Here is a 25,362-nt window from a genome sequence, read left to right as displayed (position 1 = left end):
AATATTATTTAATTACATATTTTTTGGAGGAATCTTTTATGAGTATTAAATATTGCCCGAAATGTGGTTACAAATTAGAAGAAGGAGCCAAGCGTTGCCCTAAGTGCGGAACTCAAATTAATATAAGTTCACAATCAAACACCAATTTAAAAAAAGGACAATCTAGAGTTTTTACAGATGAAAATACTAAAAAGTCAAAAGAACTCTTAATCCGTTACTTTAATTGGTTCTTAAGCTCAATTACATCACCATCAAGATCAATAAATACTAAAAATAAGTCTTTTGGGTTAATTTCATTTATCATTAGTGCAGTTATTTCAGTTCTTATATCAATAACTTTCTTTGATAAGTTACTTGATCTTTCTAATAGTTCAAACGGTCAACATTATAACGGTGCCACTTACATTATCAAGATTGCTGTTGATGGATTGGTAGGATTTTCGTCAAAATCAGCTTTTTCAAGTGTAATAAATACTATTGCTAGAAAGATTGATTTGTTAGTAATTCTTATGATATTGGCGTTTATAATGGTTGGATTTGTTGGAAACAACCTTAATTTCAAAGAACTCAAAACAAAAGGTTAATTTTTTTGAGTACTTGAACCAACTGGCCGCCTTCACAAACATTTCAAACATTATATTACTTTTGGCTTTACTTGGACTATTTGTTCAAGGATTCAATGCACTAAAATTGTTTTTTATTTTATTGGTTATTACTAAAATCAATAGTTTAACAGGATTAACTTATTCAATCATATCAGGTAATCAAAATGGTAAAATAGATAAGTTACATGTAGCGGTTCTGGCAATTATTGCATATTATCTTGTTTTATATGTGATTTCAAAGGTTTTACTATAGTTGCTACTTGATATTATTTAATACTTAAGGCCCATATAATTAACTAATCAGTTATAGGTATCGTTTAAAAGTTTAAAATGAGACTTCTGAAATAAATACAGGAGTCTTTTTTGTTAGTTTGGTTAAAAGTATAAAGTTACTTTAACTTATAAAAATAAAAGAAAAAAGCAAGCAAAAATCGCTTGCTTAAATTAGTAGGGAAGTCCTCGTTGGGAAACATAAGATAGAAGATCCGAACTCAATATTAATTTTTTACTTTGTAACTCTGATAAGTTTTTGGCACCCAGCATAGTCATTATTGATTTCATTCCATAAATAAAGTCATTAATGAATTCAATGGTTTCTTCTTCACCGTTCTTGATCAGTGAATATAGAATGGGGGCTGCAATTCCAACGGAATTAGCGCCAAGTGCGATTGCTTTAACGGCATCAAGTGGTGTTCTAATACCGCCGGAAGCAATGATATTAGTTTTATCTTTAAATGGTTGAGCTTCTAGAAGGGATTCAACGGTTGTTTGTCCCCAATCTTCTAAATAATCCATTTCTTGTTTCTTTCTACGGTAGTTTTCAATCTTACTGAAACTAGTACCACCTTTACCGCTAATATTAATATTTTTAACACCAGCATCAACTAATTGTTGAATGGTTTCTTTAGTCATACCAAAACCAACTTCTTTAACGATGACAGGGCAGGCGAGTTCTTCTTGAATGGATTTAATATTTTTAATCCAGTTAAATTCACGATCACCTTCGGGCATAATCATTTCTTGCGGAGTATTAATATGAATTTCAATCGCATCAGAATTCATCATTTTTACCGATGCCTTAGCTCTTAAAACATCAGCTGAAGCACCTAGATTTGAAAATATAATTCCATTTGGATTGGTTTCTCTAACAATCTCAAAAGAAGAAGCAACAGAATTGTCTTTTAGTGCGACACTTTGAGAACCAGTGGCCATAGCAATCCCCGTACTCTTTGCGATTCTAGCTAGCTTCTGATTTAACTTCTTTGTATATTCGCTTCCACCGGTCATGGCTTCGATATAGATTGGGAAGTCCATTTTGATATTTTCGATAGTTGTTGATGTATCGATATCATCCAAACAGATTTCCGGAATCCCTTGATGGACAAATCTTAGTTGATCAAAACCTGCATGACTGGTTTTATCGTAGAATTTAATAGCTAATGAAACGTGTTCATCTTTTCGATGAGATTGGATACTGACCATTGATTATGCCTCCTGTTCTGAGTAGATATTTAGGTGAAGTGGGATAATGCCATTTTCTGTCCATTTTGATTCGATATCTTTAATGGGGGATTGTTTTTCAACAATGGCAATGCCACAATCTCCACCTCCGGCGCCAGAAGATTTTCCCGAACCGTTATATTCTTCAGCGATTTCACATAGTCGTTTTAATTTACTTGTTTCGATGTCGATACCAGTGAAACTGGCTAATTCGATGATGATATTTCTGTTTTCTTTAATTTGATTTTTAATTACAGCGATATCTTTATTTTTAAAACCATTGATCATCTTATTGATACAATGCTTGCTCTTTACTAAGAACTGCTTGTATCTATCAACGTTTGATGATGATTCAACGCTCTTAAGTAAATTGGAAGTTGAAGCAGGGGTTCCTGTCCAGCCAATAAGTAATTCGAGGTCAGAAGGTGGGGTAAGTGGTTCAATCATTAGATGAGGCCAACTTTGTTCCATCATGTCTTTTAGATTGGTTTGATTTGCTAACCAATCTTTATCGAATGAACTATAAGCAATCCAACCACCAAAACTACTAGCAGCGACGTCACCCAATGAACCGTTACCTTGAATGCTTAAATGAGAAATGGCAGCTAGTTTAAATATTTTCAGTTTACTTAAGTGTAAACCATATAGTTCGTTTAAAACTTTGATTGTTGCGACAGTTACCGCGGCTGAGGAACCCAATCCATATTTTTTACCGTCTTCACTGTTTAAATTACTATCAATATCAATGTTATATAACTTATGATTTATTTTTAATTCTTCGACATATGTTTCAAATGTTTTCATTGCTGAAATTACGTAGTTGAAAGAACTGTTATCGTTTAGAGGTTTGATTTGATTATTATCGTAGACCCATTCAATTTTGTCATTTTCATACTGCTTTGAATGAATAACACCAACATTATTTTCGGATTCACTAATATTAGCTGTAATATATTGATCAATTGCAACAATGATAGCCGGATATCCGTTTTCAACCACAGCATATTCACCAGCAATATATAGCTTTCCGGGTGCTTTTACAGAAATCATTTTAAATTAGTCCTTTCAATTTATAGATACTTTATTTCTTCACCAGGTCCAGATACTTTGATTTGATCATTAGAAAATTTATCTGACAACTTATCAGTGATTGCACTGATTTTGTCACTTTGACAAATGATTTTGACATTTGGGCCTGCATCCATTGTGTAATAGCATTCAACGCCGTTTTCTCTTAATTCCTTAACTATGTTAATGACTTCAAGACTATCGGCATTTATGTATAAGTAAGAAGGATCAGAGCTTAATGTTAGTGAGTGCATTCTCATAGCATTTAGTTCTGCTGTTTTACCTAAAGTGGTAAAGTCATTTTCCTTAATTGCTTCTTCGATTGTTTTAAAATCAGCGGTAGTTTGTTGAATCCAACTTTGATAGTAGGGAGAAGTTTCAATAGAAATTTTCATTCCTTTTCTACTACTAATTTTCTTAGGTTGATTATCAAGAATGATTGCAATCATATTAACGTCCATTTTTACTGGATCTTCAATGCTGTAACCATATGAGGATTCATCATCATTTCCCTTATTCCAAGCAGCAAAGCCACCAAATATTGAACGCGTTGCGGAACCGGAACCACGTCTTGCTAAACGGGATAGATCTTTTTGACTTAGATTAAGTCCGTAAGCCTTACTACCAGCAGCAGCTAAAGCAGCATATGCAGAAGCAGAAGATGCTAGGCCAGCTGAAGTAGGAACATGGTTGGTTGATTCAATGCGAGCAAATGTATTGATGTTTGCTTTTTGACGGATGATATCCATGAATTTGGTGATTTTTTCATCATCAACAACCTTACCGTTTAAGGTAACCTCATCGGAACTAAGAGACTCATCAAATTGAACACTTGTGTCAGTATAAAATTCATCAAGTGTTAGCGATAGGCTACTATTAGCAGGGATAATTAACTTTTCATTTTCTTTTCCCCAATATTTAACTAAGGCAATATTTGTGTGTGCTCTTGCGGTAATTTTTTCACCTAACATTTTGTATAATTCCTCCGAGTTTTAGTTAAAAGGTTGAATCCAGGTATCTAAGGCACCGGCTTTTAGTAGCGCATTTTCAATACTTTGGGCTTCATGGATGTTTCTTGCTAAAGCAATGATACATCCCCCAAGTCCGCTACCAGTTAGCTTGGTACCTAATGAACCATTTCGATTAGCGATTTCAACTAGTTCATCAATTTTATCGTTACTTACTTTTAATTTCTTTAATTCTTTTTGATTTTCAGTCATTAGTTTACCAAGTTCAATTGGATTATCGTTTTCTATATCAAACTTAGCACGAGTAACCAGTTCGCCAATATGTTTAATTGATTTCATGGTGTCTTCTCTATTGTTATTTAGTTGTTGCTTAACGTAGTTAATCGCAATATCGGTTCTTCCTTTGATACCAGAATCGGCAATTACTAGTACAGCATTTAAGTTGAAATTAATTTCGTTTAAAGTTTCATTTCTAATAAACCATACTGGATTATCTGATCCAGCTGTTGCGGTATCTAAACCAGAAGGGTTACCATGGGTGATTGTTTCTTCAACATTACTTAAATCAAGCAATAAATCTTTATCAAAACTGACGTTAAAGTAGTGAAATAATGCTTTAACGATGGCAACTGATGTTGCTGCTGAAGAACCCATTCCACGTTCAGATGGAATTGAACTATCAATAATCATCTCAAAAGAGGCATCCTCTTTGTGCAGTTTAGCAAGGGTGCTATCAATTAAGTTTTTAATTCCTAATAGGTCATTGGGGACGTTATTTAAGTTACCAATGAAGTACTTACTATTAATGTAAATACCATTTTGCTTTTCCATTATTCTAACGTTTAAGTCAATTTTAGGAACGGGTAGTGCGATGGCCGGTTGTCCATATACAACACTGTGCTCGCCCATAAGTATTATTTTGGCATGACTATGTCCAATTGCTTGATTTGTCAATGTTATCGCTCACTTTCTCTTAATGTTAATATTATCATAAAATCATCATAATAAAAATAACTTAAATATTTATATTTGTGTCCTGAAATAATAGATAAACACCTAATAAATGTAGTATTATTAAGTTAAGTATTTTTTGAAAGATTGGTGAACGAAATCATGAGTAATACCATTTTTTCAGTGGTGGACATTGAGACTACTGGTAGTAGTCAGTCCAACTATACTAATCGAATCATCCAATTTAGTTGTACTTTTGTTCAAAACAACAAGATTATTGGATCATTTAATTCATTTATTAATCCTGAAATTAGTATTCCAACTGAAATTACAAAATTAACTGGAATATCAAACCAAACAGTCGTTAATGCACCAACATTTGCCGAAGTAGCAGATAAGATTTATCAGTTACTGGATAAGACAATCTTTGTTGCGCATAACGTCAATTTTGATTTCCCATTTTTAAATTTTGAATTTAAAAGGGTGAATCATAAAGAACTAACTAATAAGGCGATTGATACTGTTACGTTAAGTCAATTGCTATTACCAACCGAACCTAGCTACAAGCTTACAGACTTAAGTAAAAACCTAAATATCGTTCATGATCATCCACATTCATCAAGCAGTGACGCACTAGCAACTGCTAAAATCTTAATTATCTTGTTACACCAATTGGATAATTTACCAAAGAAGACCGTTAAACAGATTTTAGACATTAATCCATCCCTTCCGATGGATACTTTAATCATGTTTACCCGGGCTTATCATTTAAAACACAAAGATGATAATCCTAAGATTATGAACATCAAAAATCTAAAGGTTAGAAAAATTAAATATCATACTGATAGTGACTTCATAGAGTTGAAATACCCTAATAATAAACGGAAGAAGTCAAAGATGTTTAAAGGGGTTACTCAGTTTAATAATACCGAAAACAAATTGATGAATTCGATTTATGGCAACTATCATTCAGCATCAGAAAGTAATAATTTACTAATTGAGGAAAATAGGGAGTTTAACTATGACTTTAGTTATTTATTCCCACTCAGTTATTTACTTAAGAAGGATCAAAAGATTGTGATTGCTGGCGACGAAGATTTTAATTCAGAATCAGCATTGGTTAATCAAGTGAAGAATATTAATAAAATCACTTCTGATCGTCTGAAATGTTTAATTGTTCGACCAGTCACTGATTATATCGATTTGGATAAGTTTTCAGATAGCTTAAATGTCGTTAGTAACTCTAAGAACACTGAATTTCTAAAGTGTAAGATTTTGATTTGGCTAACATTTACCAAAACTGGTGATATTAATGAATTAAAGCTGGACAAGGATAATAACCAAAACTACTTCTTAAACGTTGTTAGCGATGAACAAAACAGAGGATACTACATTAAGAAGTTAGCTCATGATTACCAAAGTGCTAACGTAATCTTGGTATCTCATGATTATTTACTACAAAACGTGCAAAGATTGCACCAAAACGATCCATACTTAGTGATTAAAGATTCTAGAAGGCTAAGCGATAATGCCTTAGATAACTATCGAATTCAATTCGAGTTAAGTGAAAACAAGATTATCTGTAATCACATCACTAACTTGATGTATCAAACTCATAACAGAAACGTGTTTGATATATTTAGTAAAGCTAAAAAGCTAGCTGGCATGGCTAAGAAGATTGAAAACTTATTAGCCAAGAACACCGATCAGTTTGAAACAATTAAGGATGACTTTCTGAATGCTTTTTATTCCAAGAGTAAGCTTAATCGAACTGTTGATGGATACATCGTTAAACCAGATGTTGAAAGATTTAAGACATTTGTCTTGAACAAGAAATCATTATTTAATTCAATCTCTAGAAACCAACAAACTATTTTGGACATTGTTGATGACATGAAGAGATCAATTAATTATTTTAATGGTCACGACAAAGCCATCTTATATGCGTTCTTCGATAAGTTAGAAGAATACTGTTCATTCATCGAAAATAACCTAGTTCGTTTGTTTAAGCTAAACAAATTAGGTAAACAACTAGTCTTCGCTTTTAGTGTTAATGAAGATAAGGATGTTGAAAATGGATTATTGTATGGTGGATTGGTTAGAAATGAAAACATTCTACCAAACGAACTATATAAGTACTTCAAGGGGATTATTTTCTTAGATAGTGCTATCTATTCTTCAAAACGTTCTCAATATTTCTACGATAAATTGGAATTAAAACGTCAAAATACACGAATGATTAAGTTTGAAGATGAAAATGATTTAAATGGACAAGTTAATTTGATCCTAGATGAAGCCTTGCAAATTCCGATGCCACTTGAAAAAGTGATGAAGTATAATAAGGGTAATTCATTTATTCTTACTCGTTCCAAACAACGAGTAAAAGAAATTGCCAAGTCCTTGTATGAATCAGATGTGAATGAACAGAACGTCATCTTAAGTCAGGATTTCAGTGGAAATGACGACAAAATCGTTAAGAAGATTGTGGTTGATTCACAGAACATAATTGTTGGAAATAATGATTTATTAAAATCGTTACGTAACAAGAATAAACCAATAAATACATTAATCATTGATTCAATGGCTATCGATTCTTTTGATGATATCTACTTACAAGCGCAATATGATTTAATCAACAGTGAGCATGGTAATCCAAATGATGGATTGTCCATACCGTTGAGCATCCTAAATATCAAAGATGCGATTAAAGATGTGATAGAATTATCTGGTTCAAAGGGATTAATTTATCTAAGAGATAAGGAAGTCATTGAAGGACCATATGGTAGTAATCTAATTGACTTAATTCCGAGTCATATCAAGCCACAACTACTTGATAAAAGAAAGATTATCGAAAAACTAAAAAAGGTGTAAGGGAGTCAGAAGATGAACGTTTCGTTTTTAAAGAAGATTAACTATTTCAGAATTTTTAAATGGTTAATCGGAGTCATTATCGTTTTATTTTTAATAATCATGGGTCTATTCCTATGGGCTAGACAACCGCTTTCATCTGCTAAGCACCAAGCGACTACATTGGCAGAAAAGAAGGTTGGTATTAAATCAGTTGATCACTTCTACATGTCTGATTTAAATAGAACTTATTACACTATTGAAGGTCCTAATAAAGACAACCAAAAACAATACGTAATAATTGAAAAGAAGACTGGTAGCATTAATGTTGCCAACGTCAAAGATGGGATTTCAGCAAATGAAGCCAAAAGTGTCGCTAACCAAAAGCAAAGAATTGCTAAGTTGATTAGTGTTGCTCCAACAATCTTTAACGAAAAACCTGCTTGGGCAGTTAGCTACTTTAATTCTAAAAATGAATTAAACTATGCTGTCATTGATTTTAAGACAGGTAAAGTACTAAGATTTATTGCTAACGTATAGATAAAGGGGTATGTTTTAATGGATAAATTTGCAAAGACGATACTTCAATCAGGTCAAACTACCATTTCTAATTATCTATTAAAGAATTATCCTAAATTAGGAATGAATAGTGACCAACTGGTGATTTATCTTCAAATTAAAAGAAACATCGATATAGGTAATTATTTCCCTGATATCAACGAGATCACCAACGCGACTGGTTTTTCAAACGCAAAGGCTTACCAAGTCTTGCATGAACTAGTTGAGAAAAAATTAATGAGAATTAAGACACTATCAAATGCAAAAGGGCAAGCTTTTGATGTCTATGATTTCTCTTTAATGTACGAAAAGTTATCAGAATTAGATCAAGAAACTTCAGAAGATGAAACTTCAAACGAAGTTTTGGAAGGTAATATGCCTTCCAATGAGGTTACAGAATCAGATCGTAAAAAGGTATTTAATTCCATCGAATCAGAATTTGGTCGACCATTATCGCCAATCGAAATTGAAACTATCAATCAATGGATTAATGATGATGAATACGATCCTCAAATGATTAAGTTGGCGCTTAGAGAGTCTGTTTTAAATCAAGTATATAGTTTGAAGTATATGGATAGAATTCTAGTCAACTGGGAAAAAGCTAATATCAAGACGCCAGCTGATGTTGAACGTAATCGTCGCAACCATGAACAAAAGTTTAACAAGAGCGCTAAATTTAGCGATAAGGGAACACAAAATAAGCCAGATATTCCTTTATTTAAAATTGATAAATAATAATACAAATAAAAAAGCACCTAGAATTTTTCTAGGTGCTTTTTTCGTAGCTATAAATTAATGGTTGTTGTTATTGCCATTGTTGTTATTTTGTTGATTATTATTATTGGCATTATTTGTGTTATTACCATTATTGTTGTTCTGGTTTTGGTTATTTTGTTGATTCTTGTTTGAATCATTATTGTTGTTACCGTTTGAACCAGCACTCTTCTTAGCTTCGTTTTTATCCTTTTGAGAATCCTTGTCGTCATCATCATCTGATGATTTGTTTGACTTAGTATCCTTTGTTTGCTTCTTAGTACTATCTAGTACTGATGAAAGTGATCCACCAGCATAACCGGTTGTCTTATCACCTTGAATAGATGAGTAACCGTCTTTGTAGTACTCAGTTTGACCACCAGACTTAACAGCAGTTACATTACTTGGTTTTACCCAATCGCTATTAGTTTGGTTTTGAGAAATGTATTGCATTTCGTACTTGTAAATTCTTTGAGCGATATCAGTTTGAGCGGCTGTTATATAATTACCGGTTTGATAAGGGTGATCATATCCGGTCCAAACAGATAGGGCATAGTTTTGAGTGTAACCAGTGAACCATGAATCCATTGCTGCATATGCAGGTAGATAACCGTTGTAAGTGTTGTCAGGGTATTGAGTAGTACCTGTCTTACCAGCTTGGTATAAACCAGGAATGTAGGCTGCAGTACCAGAACCGTTTGATTGGTTCATAACACCTTTTAGCATTGATGTCATCATGAATGCAGTAGCAGGACTCATTACTTGAGAACCTTCAGAACTGAAATCATGTGATTCGTTATCAGGAGTAACAACCTTACTAATTAAGTATGGTTTGTGATATACACCATTGTTAGCAAATGCTGAGTAAGCGGCAGCTTCTTGTTCGGTTGAAATGTATAAACCAATACCATTTTGTAGTGATAGTGGATCACTGAATGACATACCTAATGAACTTAAGAAGTCGGTTGCCTTACTTACACCAACATTTTCAAGAGTTCTGATGGCTGGAATATTTCTTGATTCAACCAATGCCTTGTGCATTGAAATTGTACCTTCATATCTACCATCAAAATCCTTTAGAGTTGTGCTAGTTCCAGCATAAGTGTAAGGAGTATCGTGAACTAATTGATAAGTAGGGTAGTTTAGGTATTCAATTGCTGGACCGTAATCCATTAATGGTTTTGCAGTAGAACCACTTGATCTATCGGTTTGTACGGCTCTATTTAAACCTAATTGAATATCAGTCTTTCTATTACCAATCATTGCGTTAACGGCACCAGTTTTTGGATTTACTAATGTTGCACCAACTTGCATGGTGTTGTTAGGGAATCCAACGGATGCATCGTTATTTGCTAAATCATAAAGTTTCTTTTGCGCAGATAAATCTAAGTTAGTGTAAACCTTCAAACCAGATTGAGTGTTGTAACCCTTGGCTTTAAGTTCTTGAATAACTTGTTTTAGATATGAATCAATATATTTTTCTTTAACAGATTCGAATGAACTGTTCTTAGGATTCTTAACTAAACCAGACTTGATACTTGTCTTCTTAGCATCTGCTGCTTGCTTTTGAGTAATAGCACCATATGATGCCATAGCGTTCAATACTTCGTTTCTTCTTTCTTTTGCATATTGAGGATATACGTAAGGGTTGTAGTAACTAGGTGATTGAGGCATACCAGCTAGTAAAGCAGTTTGTGCAATGGAAAGCTTACTTAATGATTTACCGAAGTAGTATTCAGAAGCGGTTTCCATACCGTATACGTTGTTACCCATGTATACCTTATTAATGTAGAATTCTAGAATTTGTTGCTTTGAATAAGTGCGTTCAATCTTAAGTGCTAACCATGCTTCTTGAGCCTTTCTCTTGAAAGTTCTATCAGAAGCAGCAGTAGAGAACACTGACAACTTAACTAATTGTTGAGTTAGTGTAGAACCACCTTGAAGATTTAAAGATCCAGAAGTTATGTTTGATAATGAAGCTCCCATAATTCTGATTGGGTCAACACCATGATGCTTGTAGAAACGACGGTCTTCAATTGAGACAATCGCATTCTTTAGCTGACTAGGAATCTTGTCGGACTTGATATAATCTCGATCTTGAACACCTAATCGTGAAATAACATGGCCAGAATTGTCATAAATCTTGGTTGAGTTATCACTTGATAGTGATTGATAACTAATTTCAGGTGCACTGGAAGCATAAATCATGAAGACGATACTTCCTAGCACGATTAGCAATGAAATAAATCCTAATCCACCTACAATGACCTTTTTGATCCATGTAGCGTGTTTAGACGATTTATGTTGCTTTTGGTTTCTTTGGACACGACTGTCCAAGTTAGGATTGTTTTGAGACATTACTATTCTCCTTTACGGTCTATATTAATTCATCCACGGCATCCAAATAAGGTATCGTGGGATTTAATGAATAATTAATTTTATAACCAAGTTCTTCAATTATATCCTTTTTTATGGATTTTTTTCCACCATTATTTTGCTTATCCCAGAAATAAAAGAGGTCGGAAGCCTTGAATAAATAAACTTCATCTAACACTACGAATTTGATAATCGCGAAACAAATCCCGCCATTATCAATACATTTTCTCATATGTTCTACCTGATGTTCATGGAAGTTAGATAGTGGAAACGATGTTTTATTTTTAGTTTCCTTTGCATCGAAGTCAATGTATCTTCCTTTATATACACCATTATAATCAGTAGTAGATGCCTTACGAAAATACGCTTCCTTTATCGTAGCTGCACTTCTTTTAGGATAATCGACTTTAACGATTTGAATAGGGGTTGGTTTTTTGTGTATTACGGCAATATCTTTACTTAAATAATACTCATTGCTTCGATTCAATTCTTCTTCAAGAGTCATTCCACGACCACCATATAATGTTGGTTTTACGTATCTACTCTTGGGTGATGAATTCTTTTTATCCAAGCCGGTATTATAAGCCTTACCATTTGGATAACGGATAGCCATGTGTACCACCTTTCAAAAAATAATAAATTATTACTGTAAGTTTATTAATGATATTATACCATTAGTACTAAAAAGTTGATAATAAGGTGGGGGGTGTTAATATCTCAAGACTTTGGGTAACCGGATATCGAAGTTATGAACTAGGCGTGTTTGGTGATAAGGATCCAAAAGAACTAGTTATCAAAAATGTAATTGAAAATAATTTAAAACAAGCAATTGAAGATGGGGTCGATTGGATAATAACTGGTGGTCAAATGGGTGTCGAACAATGGACAGTCGAAGTAGCAGATCAGCTAAAAGAGGAATATCCAGATGAATTTCAAATTTCTATGATGCTACCATTCAAGGAGTTTGGTAACCAATGGAACGAACAAAATCAAATGAAATTATCACAAAGTATTAATAAAGTAGACTTCTCTGCCAGTGTTTCTAATGATCCATATAAATCACCAATGCAGTTAAGAGCATATCAGGATTTTATGCTCAACCACACGGATAGAGCGCTACTAATCTATGATGTTGACAATCCTGGTAAAACACAATATGATTATGAGCAGATTAAAAGATTTTCAGAAATACATGACTATGATTATCATTTAATTGATTTTGACGAACTACAAGAAGCCGCGAATGAGTACCAAAATAATTTAAATAATTTTGAGGAATAAATTGAAAATGTTTAAATTTCTGGTACAATAATACTTGTTCGTGATTATTTATGATATGAGGTGTGAATAATGAACAATATACAATTTACCCCTAAGGACATCTTAGAAAAGACTTTTTCTCAAAAGATGAGAGGGTACGATCCAAATGAAGTAGATACTTTCTTGGACGGTATTATCAAGGACTACCAAGCATTCGATAACCGAATCAATAGTCTAGAAAACGAAAACAATCAACTAAGAATGGAAGTACAAAGATTAAAGCAATCTGCTGGTACTGTTACACCAGAACCAAGCGTTTCTCCATCTGGTTATTTCAATGATTCAAATTCAGCACCATCAAATCATGATACTTTAGGTAGAACACGTATTGAAAATGAACTTCTAAAACGTGTATCTAACCTAGAACAACGTGTATTTGGTTCTACTGAAGGACCAAGTAGCATGACAGATATTAATCGTTAATAACTGGTGTATGTTCTGAGTAATCGCGGTCAACTTATGTTGGCTGAGGAAAGTCCACTCTCGCACAAGCTGCGATGCTTGTAGTGTTCGTGCTCGGTGAAAAAATAAGCCGGGGGACTACAATTTGTAGTAATGGCGAAGAAACGAGCTAAGGTTTTTGCTATGCTTTAGTACTTCTGAAAGTGCCACAGTGACGATACAGGATCGGAAACGATACTGGTGGAACGCGGTAAACCCCGCGAGCGGGAAACCCAAACTTTGGTAGGGGAGCTTCACACACGGAAATTGAACCAAGTGTGGGGGAGAAATTTATTTCTCAGATAGATGATTACTACTTTATATTTAAAGGCCTGACTTAAATATAAAGCACAAAACATGGCTTACAGGAATGTACACCATTCAGGAAAAGGGTGGAAGTTTTCTTCCTCCCTTTTTTTATTGAAAATAAATAATTCATAAAAAGGATGAATTAAATGAAAACTTTTAAATTAATGGCCACTTGTGCCGCCGGAATTGAAGCTTTAGTTGGTAGAGAACTTCGTGACTTGGGTTATGAAGTTCAAGTCGAAAACGGAAGAGTTAGATTTGAAGGAACAATTGAAGACATTATCAATACTAACCTTTGGCTAAGAACCGCCGATCGTGTTGAAATTATTGTTGGTGAATTCGAAGCTAAGACTTTTGAAGATTTATTCCAAAATGTTAAATCACTTCCTTGGGACGAATTGTTACCAATGGATGCTCAATTCCCAATGAACGGACGTTCACACAACTCTGCATTACACAGTGTTCCAGACGTTCAAGCAATCGCTAAAAAGGCGGTAGTAAATAAATTAAATGAAACATACCACCGTCGTACAAGACTTCCAGAAACCGGTCAACTTTACAAGCTTGAAACTAGAATTAATAAAGATCATGTTATAGTTACTCTAGATACAACTGGTGAAAGTTTATTCAAACGTGGTTACCGTGTTGCCAAAGGTCCTGCACCAATCAAGGAAAATATGGCTGCAGCACTAATTATGTTAACTAGTTGGTACCCAGACATGCCTTTCTTAGATCCAATGTGTGGATCTGGAACTATTCCAATCGAAGCAGCAATGATTGCAAGAAACATTGCACCTGGTTTTAACCGTGAATTCTCATGTGAAAAATGGGATTGGGTAGATGAAGACGTCGTTGAAGATGTTCGAAACAAAGCTGATGAAAAAGCTGACTACGACAAAGAACTTGATATCATGGCATCTGATGTAGATGGAAACATGATTGATATTGCTAAAGTAAATGCTCAAGAAGTTGGATTACTTCATGATATTCAATTTAAGCAGTTGTCAGTTTTAGACTTCAAGACTGACAAGATTAATGGTGTGGTTGTTTCAAACCCACCATATGGTGAACGTTTAAGTGATAAACAAGAAGTTCGTAAGCTATACAAGGGCTTAGGACGCGTATTTAAACCAATGACTAGTTGGTCTAAGTACTTCCTTACATCAGATTTGGAATTTGATAAGTTCTACGGCCAAGCTCCAACTAAGACTCGTAAACTATACAACGGTTACTTAAGAACCGATTATTTCCAATTCTGGGGTAAAAAGATTAGAAAATAAAGGGTGTATATATTGACCAAGAAAATAGCGATTATTGGTGGCGGAATTGTCGGATCAACGGCAGCTTATTTCTTAAGCCAACTAGATTCTGGTAATGATTTTAAAGTAACCATGTTTGATGATGGTAACGGTCAAGCCACAAAGGCAGCTGCAGGTATCATTTCGCCATGGTTATCAAAGAGAAGAAACAAAAAATGGTATAACCTAGCTCGTGACGGGGCAACATTGTTAAGACAAATATCTAAGCAATCCAAAATGCCTGAAAGCATTTATAACCAATGCGGTACCATCATTACACGTGAAGATTCTGAAAAGCTAAAAGAACTTTATCAATTAGCTGAAGAACGTCGTGATGAAACTGATACTATTGGTGAAATTAAGGAATTAACTGCAGATGAGGTAATGAGATTCGTTCCGATTATTGATAATTCCTATCCTGGTGTATTTGTTTCAGGTGGTGCTAGATTGAATGGTGATAAATACGCTAGTCATTTGACCAAGATCGCTAAGAAAAAGAATTTAACAATAATCAATCAACCTGTATCAATTAATAAAGATGGTAATGTTGAATTAGATGGACAAGTTTTAGAATTCGATAATATTATCTTAGCAACTGGTGCTTGGACGAAGGACATTTTAAAAGAACTTCCTTTAGATGTTGATGTTAGACCGCAAAAGGGACAATTAATTGAGTTATCTACCACTCAAATTCTTGGTGCTAACGTTGATATGCCAGTTGTAATGCCTGAAGGTGAATCAGATTTCATCCCATTAGGTAATGGACGTTTAATTGTGGGAGCTAGTCATGAAAATGATAAAGGATTCGATTTATCTGCCGATGCGGATATTATTGATGACCTATTAAATAGTGCTCACAGCATGTCTAATCAAATTAATGCTGAAAACCTAATTAGAGTAAAGATTGGAACCAGAGCATATACCTCAGATTTCGCTCCATTCTTTGGACGCATCCCTGGATACGAAAAAATCCTAGTCGGCAGTGGACTAGGATCATCTGGTTTAACAACTGGACCTTTAGTAGGTAAGATTTTAGCAGAAATGATTGCTGATAAAGTCGATTACGATCTCGATGAATATCGTAAACCAATTGAAAATTATATTAAATTAGTAAAATAAGTGAAGGGCCTGTGTCGCAAGATTATGGGCACCTTCATTTTTTGTATCTGGAATCCAATTATTAATTACCATACTGTACTTAGATTGTTCTTCTAGAATTTGATCAACATATTCTTGATAGTGTTTAGCGTATTGTTTTTCTAAACTTTCATGAACAATTTTACTGTCTGTATAATAAACAATGATTGAGTCCTTATTGGTTAACGGTGAAATCGCCTTAAAGCCAAGGAGACAAGCTTCAAACTCTGCTTCATGATTGTCTTTTGAAGTTAATTTAAGTTTTTCTTGGTATTGTTCACTATCATGAACAATTAAAATTCCACAAGAACTGTTCCCAGAATTGTTCATTGTGGCCGCATCAGTGTATAATTTAAACATAATCTAATTCTCCAAAGGAAGGTTTTACTTAATGATAACCCAAAAACGAACATTTTTATACCAGCCAGAACCTTTATATACAGTAATTACTTGGGCTTGGACCTTTGCTCTTCTATTTATTGGAATTATTTTCTGGCTTGAAGTAACAGTGATTCAATGGATTACAATCTTTTTCTTTTTAGTATTCTTCTTATTTGCGATTTTCCAAATTATTTTTAGAAGAATTACCATTGAAGATGATAAAATAACAGTAAGTAAGCTAATGAATCCAAAATGGTTGGAAGCAAATATTAGCGACATTGATAACGTTAGTTTCACTAAGCATACTGCAGATATTGAAGTTAACAAAAAGCACTATAGATTGCTATTGCCTGTCAATTCAATAATTGAGCTAAGCAACTTACTAAAAAAATAAATTACATAATTCTAGGAGATGTTCTTACCATGAAAACAGATATTGAAATTTCACAATCAGCTGAGTTAAAAAACATTAGCGAAATTGCATCAAGTTTAAATATAAGTGACGATCAAATGGATCCTTATGGTAAATATAAAGCGAAAATCAACTTACCATTCGCAGGTTCAAAAAACGGTAAACTGATTTTAGTAACATCAATTAATCCAACCGCTGCTGGTGAAGGTAAAACAACTTTAACCATTGGTTTAGGTGACGCATTCCACAGAATTAATAAGTCTGTAGCAATTGCACTAAGAGAACCATCACTTGGACCTGTTATGGGAATTAAGGGTGGTGCTACTGGTGGTGGATATGCTCAAGTAGCTCCAATGGAAGATATTAACCTATTCTTTACTGGTGATTTTCCTGCTATTACTGAAGCACATGACACCTTATCAGCACTAATTGATAATCATATTCATCATGGTAACAAGTTAAACATTGATCCTAGAACAATTACCTGGAAGAGAGTAGTTGATATTAACGACCGAGAATTAAGAAACGTAATCGTTGGATTGGGTGGACGTACATCTGGTGTTCCTCGTGAAGATGGCTTTGACATTACTGTCGCAAGTGAAATCATGGCAGTTTTATGTTTAAGTGAAGATTTAAACGACTTAAAAGAAAAATTAGGTAAAATCCTAATTGGTTACAACTACGATAGACAACCAGTTACTGTTAGTGATTTGGGCGTTACTGGTGCATTAGCTTTACTATTAAAGGATGCGATCAAGCCAAACTTAGTTCAAACACTAGAACACACTCCAGCATTCATTCATGGTGGACCTTTTGCTAATATTGCTCATGGTTGTAACAGTATTTTAGCTACTAAAGCAGCCATTCAACATGCGGACTACGCAATTACTGAAGCTGGTTTCGGTGCCGATTTAGGTGGAGAAAAGTTCCTAGACATTACATCTGAAAAGCTAGGTAAACGTCCAGATGCGATTGTTATTGTTGCTACTGTTAGAGCATTAAAATTAAATGGTGGAGTTAACAAAAACGACTTAAATCAAGAAAACGTAGATGCATTGCTAAAGGGTGCTAAAAACTTAGGTAGACACATTGCTAACATGAAGCAATACAACAAACCGGTTGTAGTTGCTGTAAATGAATTTACTAGCGATACTGAAAAAGAAATTAACGCACTAAACGATTACATCAAAGAACAAGGTGTAAAACCATTCAATACAACTGTATGGGAAAATGGTGGAGCTGGTGCAACAGAATTAGCTGAAGAATTAGTTAATGTATGTGACAACAATCAAGAATTTAAACCACTATACAACAACGATGATGACTTTATGGACAAGTTAAACGCCATCGTTACCAAAATCTATGGCGGAAATGGTGTTGTATTAAGTAATAAAGCTAAGACACAACTAAAGAAATTGGTTAAAAACGGTTGGGATAAGTTACCAATCTGTGTCGCTAAGACTCAATACTCATTCACTGATAATGCTAAAGAGTTAGGAGCACCAGTTGACTTCTCGATTAATGTTTCTGACATCCAACCTAAACTAGGTGCAGGGTTCATCGTTGTATTAACTGGTAAGATTCTAACAATGCCTGGGTTACCATCACATCCAGCCGCTTTAGACATGGATATTGATAATGATGGTAAGATTACCGGACTATTCTAAAGGAGTTTTTCAATGCCAATTGTATATATTTTAATTAGCTTCTGTGCCCTTGTTGGAATTGATCAAGCAATCAAAATTTGGATTTCTGCAAACATTTCAGAAACATCGAGTACAACAATCATCCCTGGAGTATTATCAATTACCAATCTGCATAACAGTGGTGCTGCTTGGAGTATCTTGGAAGGCCAACAATGGTTGTTTTCAATTATTACCTTAGTAGCAGTCGTAGCGATTGTTTATTTTATGATAAAATTAAAGGGTAGAAAGCTTTATTTAACAAGTACAACAATTTTATTAGCTGGAATTTTAGGTAACTTCATTAACCGTTTCTTACAAGGTTATGTAGTTGATATGTTCCAAGTTGATTTTATTAATTTCCCAGTGTTTAACTTCGCAGATATCTGCATTACATTCGGAATTATCTTGTTATTTTTTGCAATATTAAGAGATGGTGATTTAGATTAAAGATACAGTAACTTATACAGTCACAAAGGGAAATGTTCGACTAGACAAATCATTAACTGATAACGTTGAAGATTTAAGTCGTTCAAGAGCCAAAAGTTTGATTGAAGACGGATTAGTCTTGGTGGATGGACAAAAGAAAAAGGCAAAATACGATGTTAAAGACGGTGAAGTAATTCAGGTAACCATTCCTGAACCAGAAACAATGAACGTGGAACCTGAAAACATCGACATTGATATTGTATATGAGGATGATGATGTAATTGTCGTCAATAAGCCGCAAGGAATGGTTGTCCATCCTTCTCCAGGACATCCTGATCATACATTAGTGAATGCATTACTTTATCATTCACCACTTTCAACAATTAATGGAACCTATAGACCGGGAATCGTTCATAGAATTGATAAAGATACATCTGGTCTATTAATGGTTGCTAAGAATAATTATGCTCATGAATCTTTATCCAAACAACTAAAGGATAAATCAAACATTCGTGAATATATTGCGTTAGTACATGGAAATATCAAAGAAAATAGTGGCGTTATTAACGCACCAATTGGTAGATCTAAAAAAGACCGTAAAAAACAGGCAATCGTAGATGATGGAAAGAATGCCGTTACTCATTTTAAGGTTTTAAAACGATTCGGTGGAGAATATACACTTGTTTCATGTTTCTTAGAAACAGGTCGTACGCACCAAATTAGAGTTCATATGAAGTATATTGGTCATCCACTCGCAGGGGATCCTCTATACGGACCCAAGAATACTTTAAAGGGTAATGGGCAATTCTTACATGCTAAGAAATTAGGCTTCGTTCATCCAAAAACCAACGAACAAATGATTTTTGAAACACCATTGCCAGAAATTTTTGAACAAACAATTACTAAATTAAGAAATAAGTACAATCAAAAATAGGAGGATTTGTAATGAGTAAAGTCGTTGTTGATAAAATGGCCATGCAAAGAGCGTTAACTCGTATTACTTACGAAATTATCGAAAAAAATAAAGGGGTAAATAACCTAGTATTAGTTGGTATTAAGACTCGTGGGATTTATCTTGCTAAACGCATTGCTAACCGTTTACAAAAACTTGAAAACAAAGAAGTTCCTGTAGTTGGAATCGACGTTACAAAGTATCGTGATGATATTCAACACACTGACAACGAACCAGCAGTTCTTTCTGATGAAGCTGTTTCATTAAAGGACAAAAACATCATCTTAGTTGATGACGTTTTATTCACTGGTAGAACTATTAACGCTGCCTTATCAGCAATTGCTGAATTAGGACGTCCAAAGAACATCAGATTAGCTGTATTAGTTGATCGTGGACACCGTGAATTACCAATTAGAGCTGACTTTGTTGGTAAGAACATTCCAACTTCAAAACAAGAAATCATCAATGTTCAAGTTGATGAAATCGATGATCAAGATTCTGTTGAAATTGATGAAAAGTAACTCTTAAATAAAATATTTAAGGAGATTGTTGTTATGACCACTAGATATTTAATATTAGAAGATGGAACTTCATATAAAGGTAGAGCCTTCGGAGCTGAAGCAACCACAACTGGAGAAATTATTGTAAATTCTAATATGTTAGGCTATCAACAAGTTATAACAAATCAAATTTACCATAATCAAATCATTGTGTTTACACAGCCATCTATTGGTAATACTGGAATTAACCACAAAAGCTTTGAAGCGATTGTAACTAATTCTAAAGGAGTAGTTGTCAAAGAATACTCCAATATTTCTACCAATAGATTAGGAAACTTAAACTTAGATTTATTTTTAAAGCAACATAACATTCCTGGTATTGCTGGAATTGATACTAGAGAATTAACACGACGATTAAATCGAAAACAAACAATGAAGGCAAGTATTGTTGATATGGATGACGAACATGCTTTTGATCAACTTCATGCAACGGTGCTTACTAACCAACAAGTAAATCAAGTATCTACTAAGGCTCCATTTCCAAATACTGGTGATGGATACAATATTGTATTGATTGATTTCGGTCTTAAATACGGTATTTTACGTAAGTTGGCTGACCTTGATTGTAACGTTATTGTGATGCCATTTGAAACAACTAGCCAGGAAATATTTGATTTAGACCCTGATGGTGTTGTTTTATCAACCGGACCTGGTTCTCCAAGAGATTTACCAGATTCTGTCTTACAGATGATTAGAGAAGTCCAAAAAGAAATCCCAATGTTTGCGATGGGATTAGGACATGAATTGTTTGCATTAGCCAATGATGCCAACGTTTACAAATTAGACGGAGAACATCATGGTAGTAATCATCCAATTAGACAAGTTATTACCAATCAAATCATCTATGCATCACAAAGCGAAGGATATGCTGTTGATCCTAAATCAATCATCCATGATCAGTTATTGATTACATATGTTGATTTAGTTAATGGTACTGTCCAAGGTATCAGACATCGTGATTATCCTGCTTTTTCTGTTCAATTCTCACCAGATGGTGGACCTGGTCCACAAGATAGTGCAGACTTGTTTGAAGAATTTCTAGAAAACGTTAGCTCACAAAGGAGATAACTAATGATAGATAATAAAATCAAGAAGGTATTAATTTTAGGTGGTGGACCTTCTAAAATTGGTAGTGAAACTGAGCTTGATGCTGCTGCATTTCAAATGATGACAGCCTTAAAGAAAAATGGCGTTCAAGTTTTAGTGATTGATAATAATCCTTTTTCACTTACACTTTCAGAAGTTCAACCGGCTAATGTATTTATAAAAGAAATTAATTTAAAAAATGTTCTTGATGTAATTAAGAAGGAATCTCCTGATGCAATTATTCCAATCGCTGGGGGATTAAGAGCAATTCACGTTACACAAGAACTATTAAACCAAGGAATTCTAAGTGATTTAGGAGTCCGTGTTTTAGGGATCTCTAAAGAGTCTTTAAAGGTTATTAATAATCCAGATAAGATGAAGATTGCTATTAATAGTATCGATGAACCAGCAGTACCTTCTAAAATCGTTAGAAGTGAATCCGAAGCATTTGAAGTCGTTCGAGAAATTGGTTTCCCGGTTAACATCAAAAAAGTTAGCCGTAAGGAAAGTACTGAAAGAATCATCTGTAATAATGCTGAAGAACTTTCTGACATGTTAGAAGACGAATTTAAAGACGACAGCGTATGTATCATTGAAAAGAGTATCGTTGGTTACAAACAAATCGAAACTGTTGCGGTTAGGGATCAAACCAACACCAAGATTCTAATTAGTGGTTTGGAAAATATCGATGCTGTTGGTGTCCATTCTGGTGATTCAATCGTAATTTCTCCAGTTCAAACACTGGGCGATATTGAGTATCAAAGTCTAAGAACTGCAACGTTTAAGATGATGGACTTATTGAATATCGTTGGTTTATGTCATATTCAATTTGCCCTAGATCCTAACGATGGTAGTAATTACTACATCACAAAAATTAATCCGTTGATTAACAGTAGTTCAGCACTAGCTGCGAGATCTACAGGTTATCCATTAGTTTACGTATGTACAAATCTTTTACTAGGTAATTCATTACCAGAAATTCAATTACACGCTAACTATCACCGTTTAACACCAATCATGGAGCCAACATTAGACCACGTGGTAATTAAGATGCCAGTCTGGCCATTTGATAATGTTCCAGAAGCTAATCAACATCTAAATACTACAATGAAGTCTGTTGGTTCAACGATTGGGGTAGGTAGGACTGTTGAAGAAGCAATGTTGAAAGCTTTGCGTAGTTCTCAATTCTCACCTCGTGATGTTCTCCCAAGCATGTACGAAATCAGTAGTGATGAATTAATCAGTCAATTGATTCACCCTAAGTCAGACCGTTTATTAGTGCTAATTGAAGCGCTAAGACGTGGTTACCAAGTTGATGAATTAGAAGAATTAACTAAGATTAACCAATTCTATTTCTACAAACTAAAAGAATTATTGGATGTAGAAGAACTAATAATTAAAGAACCAATGAAACTAAGCACCATTGAAGTTGCTCATGATCATGGCTTTGGTGATGGTATGATGGCTGAAACATGGCATCAACCAATCGAAAAAGTTAGAGAGTTATATCACGCTGCTGGTGAATACCCAACATATAAGGCAATTGAACCTTCAGCTGGTGAATTTGATCAAAACATTCGTTCTTTCTACAGTAGTTATGAAATTGAAAACGAATCTAGTCAAGAATCAGAGAAGACCGCTCTAGTAATCGGCCGTGGTGGAAACAAGCTAGGTCCTAATACAGCTGCTGATTACTACACAGCTGAAATGTTAATCCAACTACACAAAATCGGTTACAAGACAATTGTGATGAATAACAATCCAAATGCATTATCATTAAGTCCACAAATTAGTGATAAGCAATATATTGAACCAATTCAATTAGGGGCAATTCTAAATATCATTGAACTGGAAAAACCAGTTAGAGTATTCATTCCAGGAAACAGACATTTCTTACTAAAGCAATTGAAGAAATACACTGATTTAAACGTTCAAGTATTACCACCTGATCAAGAAACAGGGGTTGTTTTACCTAAGGATGTTACCTATGCACTAAACTTCTTTGTGGCTCAAGATGAAAGTTACTTCATCTCAACAGAAAAGCTAATTAGTAATAATAAGAGTGACTTAGATTATGTAACTGCATACGAAACGCCATATGTCTTAGATGATGAAGCATTACAAAGAGATATTGAAGAATCTAAATCCCATATTCAAAGTTCCAACTGGATTGGATTAGTCCAAATCTTGTTTAATCAAAATAAGAATGGCGAATCAGAGTATGTTGGTATTAGACCGCTACGTTTAACTGAAACAATATTCTTAAGTAGAGCAACCGGAATTAATTGGGTTAGGGCACTTGTTCGTTTCTACACCAAGAGATTGGATATTAACGAATTAATGAAGAATATGCCTGATATGTCTAATAGAGTTACTCATATGCAAGCAACCTTCCCATTCAAACAATTAAATGTCAAAGTTGATCATGCTAATAGTTCCCAAGAAGTAGGGGCTAAAATCAAATTTAGATTAATCGATGACAAATAAAAAGCACTCCATTTTGGAATGCTTTTTTTAACAGACGTAGACGCCCTTTTTTACTTAATATAACCATCTTTGGTAATTGTGATGTTCTTCTTAAATGAGGTACTACCAGAGTCAGTTTCACTAATACCAACAAATTTGTTGTCGTTAACCTTCTTTAAATTGTAAAGTTTGATGTTAACTTGTTCTTCGTCGTACTTGATGTTGAAAGTAATTTCGCCACCGTTATTTTTAAATGTTCCGATATCATCACTGTAATTGTTTGGATTCTTATAGATTCCATTTAGATCAGATTTGTCTTCAGCAATTAATACTTGGTTATTCTTGTTGAAATATAGATATGTAATATCTGAGTCTTGGTTTACCATTTTCCAAATAATTTTTTTGTTTTCATCAGCTTTTACAAGCAATCCAGCATTGTTATTTGTAAATTGATAAAACTTACCATTATCAATGGTATTTCTAATCCACAGAGCAACCAATATAATTATTATCCCAATAATTAAATATGTAGATCTTTTTAACTTTAAAACATTCATTTTGCTTCTCCTTAAAATTAAGTATGAATGCATTTTATCATATGAAACTTAAAAACCATCATTATAAGTCTTATCAAAATAATCTTATGTATTTAGGGCGTCTCACACTGCACGCAAATGTATAACTATACATACAAACATTTAAACGTGCAGCAGAGAGCGTCCTATTTTTTTGCTATTTATGGTATTTAATTACATCCACGTCTAAGCCAAGGATTTGGTTAGCTTTCTTGTATAGATCAACACCAGCATCCTTATTTGAAGTAAGTAGGTGGAATTCGTCATCAGAATCCTTGCTTGCTAAGTCAGTATCAATCATACCGTTATTGGTATAGAAACGATATCTAGCATTTCGTTGTTTAGGATTAGCAGAATCGACTAAAACAGATTCAGATTCCAGAATAAAACCATCGTTAAACCTTGATTTTAAGGCGTTTATGGTGGATTTTCCTAAACCGTTACCACGCATATTAGCATCAATAGCAAGATATAATATGAATGCTTGATCGTCAAAATCAACAAGATAAATAATGCCGACATTTTGAGCGTTTAACTGAATTAACAACATTTGAACGGAATCATTAGAATTAGCAATATTAGTTAAATCATTGAAATCAATTCGTTGGTTAATTGGAAACGAATCTGAATAAAGATCTAACCAATAACTTGGATCATTATTACCAGATAGATTGCTAAAGGTAATCAT

The 25,362-nt window shown here is 34.1% G+C and carries 24 protein-coding genes and 1 other RNA gene; 16 read left to right on the top strand and 9 right to left on the bottom strand.

Features of this window, described 5'->3' with window-relative positions:
• The first annotated feature begins 38 nt into the window (after positions 1–38).
• The gene (locus RZ55_RS03300) at positions 39–584 is read left to right on the top strand and encodes a zinc ribbon domain-containing protein (protein WP_057175782.1); all 546 of its coding nucleotides are present in this window, start codon (positions 39–41) and stop codon (positions 582–584) included.
• Positions 585–1,049: 465 nt separating this feature from the next.
• Here RZ55_RS03300 and fni read toward each other — a convergent pair whose 3' ends face one another.
• Genes fni through mvk form a run of 4 tightly spaced genes read right to left on the bottom strand, consistent with a single transcriptional unit; the run spans position 1,050 to position 5,095 of the window.
• The gene (fni, locus tag RZ55_RS03295) at positions 1,050–2,087 is read right to left on the bottom strand and encodes a type 2 isopentenyl-diphosphate Delta-isomerase (protein ID WP_057175781.1); all 1,038 of its coding nucleotides are present in this window, start codon (positions 2,085–2,087) and stop codon (positions 1,050–1,052) included.
• Positions 2,088–2,090: 3 nt separating this feature from the next.
• A complete protein-coding gene (locus RZ55_RS03290; RefSeq protein ID WP_057175780.1) occupies positions 2,091–3,155 on the bottom strand; it encodes a phosphomevalonate kinase in 1,065 nt (354 codons plus the stop codon).
• Between the two features lie 20 nt (positions 3,156–3,175).
• On the bottom strand, positions 3,176–4,144 hold the full coding sequence (gene mvaD / locus RZ55_RS03285) for a diphosphomevalonate decarboxylase (protein ID WP_057175778.1): 969 nt from the start codon (positions 4,142–4,144) through the stop codon (positions 3,176–3,178).
• Between the two features lie 21 nt (positions 4,145–4,165).
• Positions 4,166–5,095, bottom strand: a complete 930-nt coding sequence (gene mvk / locus RZ55_RS03280) for a mevalonate kinase (RefSeq protein ID WP_241772089.1) — start codon at positions 5,093–5,095, stop codon at positions 4,166–4,168.
• 159 nt (positions 5,096–5,254) lie between these two features.
• On the opposite strand from mvk, the gene RZ55_RS03275 reads away from it, so the two are divergent.
• The 3 genes from RZ55_RS03275 to RZ55_RS03265 are packed head-to-tail and all read left to right on the top strand — an operon-like array spanning position 5,255 to position 9,232.
• A complete protein-coding gene (locus RZ55_RS03275; protein ID WP_057175776.1) occupies positions 5,255–7,963 on the top strand; it encodes an exonuclease domain-containing protein in 2,709 nt (902 codons plus the stop codon).
• A 12-nt stretch (positions 7,964–7,975) separates the two neighbouring features.
• A complete protein-coding gene (locus RZ55_RS03270) occupies positions 7,976–8,479 on the top strand; it encodes a DUF5590 domain-containing protein (protein ID WP_053792691.1) in 504 nt (167 codons plus the stop codon).
• An 18-nt stretch (positions 8,480–8,497) separates the two neighbouring features.
• Positions 8,498–9,232 carry a DnaD domain-containing protein gene (locus tag RZ55_RS03265; RefSeq protein WP_057175774.1) on the top strand — a complete coding sequence of 245 codons (735 nt, stop codon included), beginning with the start codon at positions 8,498–8,500 and terminating at the stop codon, positions 9,230–9,232.
• Between the two features lie 57 nt (positions 9,233–9,289).
• Here the strand turns inward: RZ55_RS03265 and RZ55_RS03260 are convergent, their stop codons facing one another.
• A complete protein-coding gene (locus RZ55_RS03260; RefSeq protein ID WP_057175772.1) occupies positions 9,290–11,608 on the bottom strand; it encodes a PBP1A family penicillin-binding protein in 2,319 nt (772 codons plus the stop codon).
• A 19-nt stretch (positions 11,609–11,627) separates the two neighbouring features.
• On the bottom strand, positions 11,628–12,239 hold the full coding sequence (recU, locus tag RZ55_RS03255) for a Holliday junction resolvase RecU (protein ID WP_053792688.1): 612 nt from the start codon (positions 12,237–12,239) through the stop codon (positions 11,628–11,630).
• Positions 12,240–12,340: 101 nt separating this feature from the next.
• Between recU and RZ55_RS03250 the strand changes: the two genes are divergently transcribed.
• From RZ55_RS03250 to RZ55_RS03235, 5 genes are all read left to right on the top strand, one after another.
• On the top strand, positions 12,341–12,907 hold the full coding sequence (locus RZ55_RS03250) for a DUF1273 domain-containing protein (protein ID WP_053792687.1): 567 nt from the start codon (positions 12,341–12,343) through the stop codon (positions 12,905–12,907).
• 69 nt (positions 12,908–12,976) lie between these two features.
• Positions 12,977–13,369 carry a cell division regulator GpsB gene (gpsB, locus tag RZ55_RS03245; protein WP_057175771.1) on the top strand — a complete coding sequence of 131 codons (393 nt, stop codon included), beginning with the start codon at positions 12,977–12,979 and terminating at the stop codon, positions 13,367–13,369.
• 11 nt (positions 13,370–13,380) lie between these two features.
• Positions 13,381–13,757, top strand: an RNA gene (gene rnpB, locus RZ55_RS07170) — RNase P RNA component class B.
• An 85-nt stretch (positions 13,758–13,842) separates the two neighbouring features.
• A complete protein-coding gene (locus tag RZ55_RS03240) occupies positions 13,843–14,976 on the top strand; it encodes a THUMP domain-containing class I SAM-dependent RNA methyltransferase (RefSeq protein WP_057175769.1) in 1,134 nt (377 codons plus the stop codon).
• 12 nt (positions 14,977–14,988) lie between these two features.
• On the top strand, positions 14,989–16,113 hold the full coding sequence (locus tag RZ55_RS03235; protein ID WP_057175767.1) for an NAD(P)/FAD-dependent oxidoreductase: 1,125 nt from the start codon (positions 14,989–14,991) through the stop codon (positions 16,111–16,113).
• Here RZ55_RS03235 and RZ55_RS03230 read toward each other — a convergent pair.
• Positions 16,102–16,491: a ribonuclease HI family protein gene (locus tag RZ55_RS03230; protein WP_034531136.1), complete on the bottom strand. Its 390-nt coding sequence runs from the start codon at positions 16,489–16,491 to the stop codon at positions 16,102–16,104. The two genes, RZ55_RS03235 and RZ55_RS03230, sit on opposite strands and share 12 nt — an antisense overlap.
• A 31-nt stretch (positions 16,492–16,522) precedes the next feature.
• Here RZ55_RS03230 and RZ55_RS03225 point away from each other — a divergent pair, with 31 nt between their 5' ends.
• The 7 genes from RZ55_RS03225 to RZ55_RS03195 are packed head-to-tail and all read left to right on the top strand — an operon-like array spanning position 16,523 to position 24,120.
• The gene (locus RZ55_RS03225) at positions 16,523–16,906 is read left to right on the top strand and encodes an EbsA family protein (RefSeq protein WP_034531138.1); all 384 of its coding nucleotides are present in this window, start codon (positions 16,523–16,525) and stop codon (positions 16,904–16,906) included.
• 29 nt (positions 16,907–16,935) lie between these two features.
• Positions 16,936–18,591, top strand: a complete 1,656-nt coding sequence (locus RZ55_RS03220) for a formate--tetrahydrofolate ligase (protein ID WP_034531139.1) — start codon at positions 16,936–16,938, stop codon at positions 18,589–18,591.
• A 12-nt stretch (positions 18,592–18,603) separates the two neighbouring features.
• Positions 18,604–19,056: a signal peptidase II gene (lspA, locus tag RZ55_RS03215; protein WP_057175765.1), complete on the top strand. Its 453-nt coding sequence runs from the start codon at positions 18,604–18,606 to the stop codon at positions 19,054–19,056.
• Complete coding sequence (locus RZ55_RS03210; protein WP_057175763.1) at positions 19,052–19,969, top strand: RluA family pseudouridine synthase; 918 nt, start codon at positions 19,052–19,054, stop codon at positions 19,967–19,969. The genes lspA and RZ55_RS03210 overlap by 5 nt, the downstream gene beginning before the upstream one ends.
• 11 nt (positions 19,970–19,980) lie before the next feature.
• Positions 19,981–20,508 (top strand): bifunctional pyr operon transcriptional regulator/uracil phosphoribosyltransferase PyrR, encoded by a 528-nt coding sequence (gene pyrR, locus RZ55_RS03205; protein WP_034531143.1) that lies wholly within the window; start codon positions 19,981–19,983, stop codon positions 20,506–20,508.
• A 33-nt stretch (positions 20,509–20,541) separates the two neighbouring features.
• Positions 20,542–21,615: a carbamoyl phosphate synthase small subunit gene (locus RZ55_RS03200; RefSeq protein WP_034531145.1), complete on the top strand. Its 1,074-nt coding sequence runs from the start codon at positions 20,542–20,544 to the stop codon at positions 21,613–21,615.
• A 3-nt stretch (positions 21,616–21,618) separates the two neighbouring features.
• Entirely contained in the window at positions 21,619–24,120 is a 2,502-nt protein-coding gene (locus tag RZ55_RS03195) for a carbamoyl phosphate synthase (protein WP_057175760.1), read from the top strand.
• A gap of 50 nt (positions 24,121–24,170) precedes the next feature.
• Here the strand turns inward: RZ55_RS03195 and RZ55_RS03190 are convergent, their stop codons facing one another.
• Positions 24,171–24,656 (bottom strand): hypothetical protein, encoded by a 486-nt coding sequence (locus RZ55_RS03190; protein WP_057175758.1) that lies wholly within the window; start codon positions 24,654–24,656, stop codon positions 24,171–24,173.
• Positions 24,657–24,831: 175 nt separating this feature from the next.
• The gene (locus tag RZ55_RS03185) at positions 24,832–25,362 is read right to left on the bottom strand and encodes a GNAT family N-acetyltransferase (RefSeq protein WP_057175756.1); all 531 of its coding nucleotides are present in this window, start codon (positions 25,360–25,362) and stop codon (positions 24,832–24,834) included.

It is taken from the genome of Apilactobacillus kunkeei, from assembly GCF_001421115.1.
In the GTDB taxonomy this organism is placed as follows: Bacteria; Bacillota; Bacilli; order Lactobacillales; family Lactobacillaceae; genus Apilactobacillus; species Apilactobacillus kunkeei_F.
The sequence above is the reverse complement of the archived record's forward strand: the minus strand, read 5'-3'. Positions and strand labels throughout refer to the sequence as shown.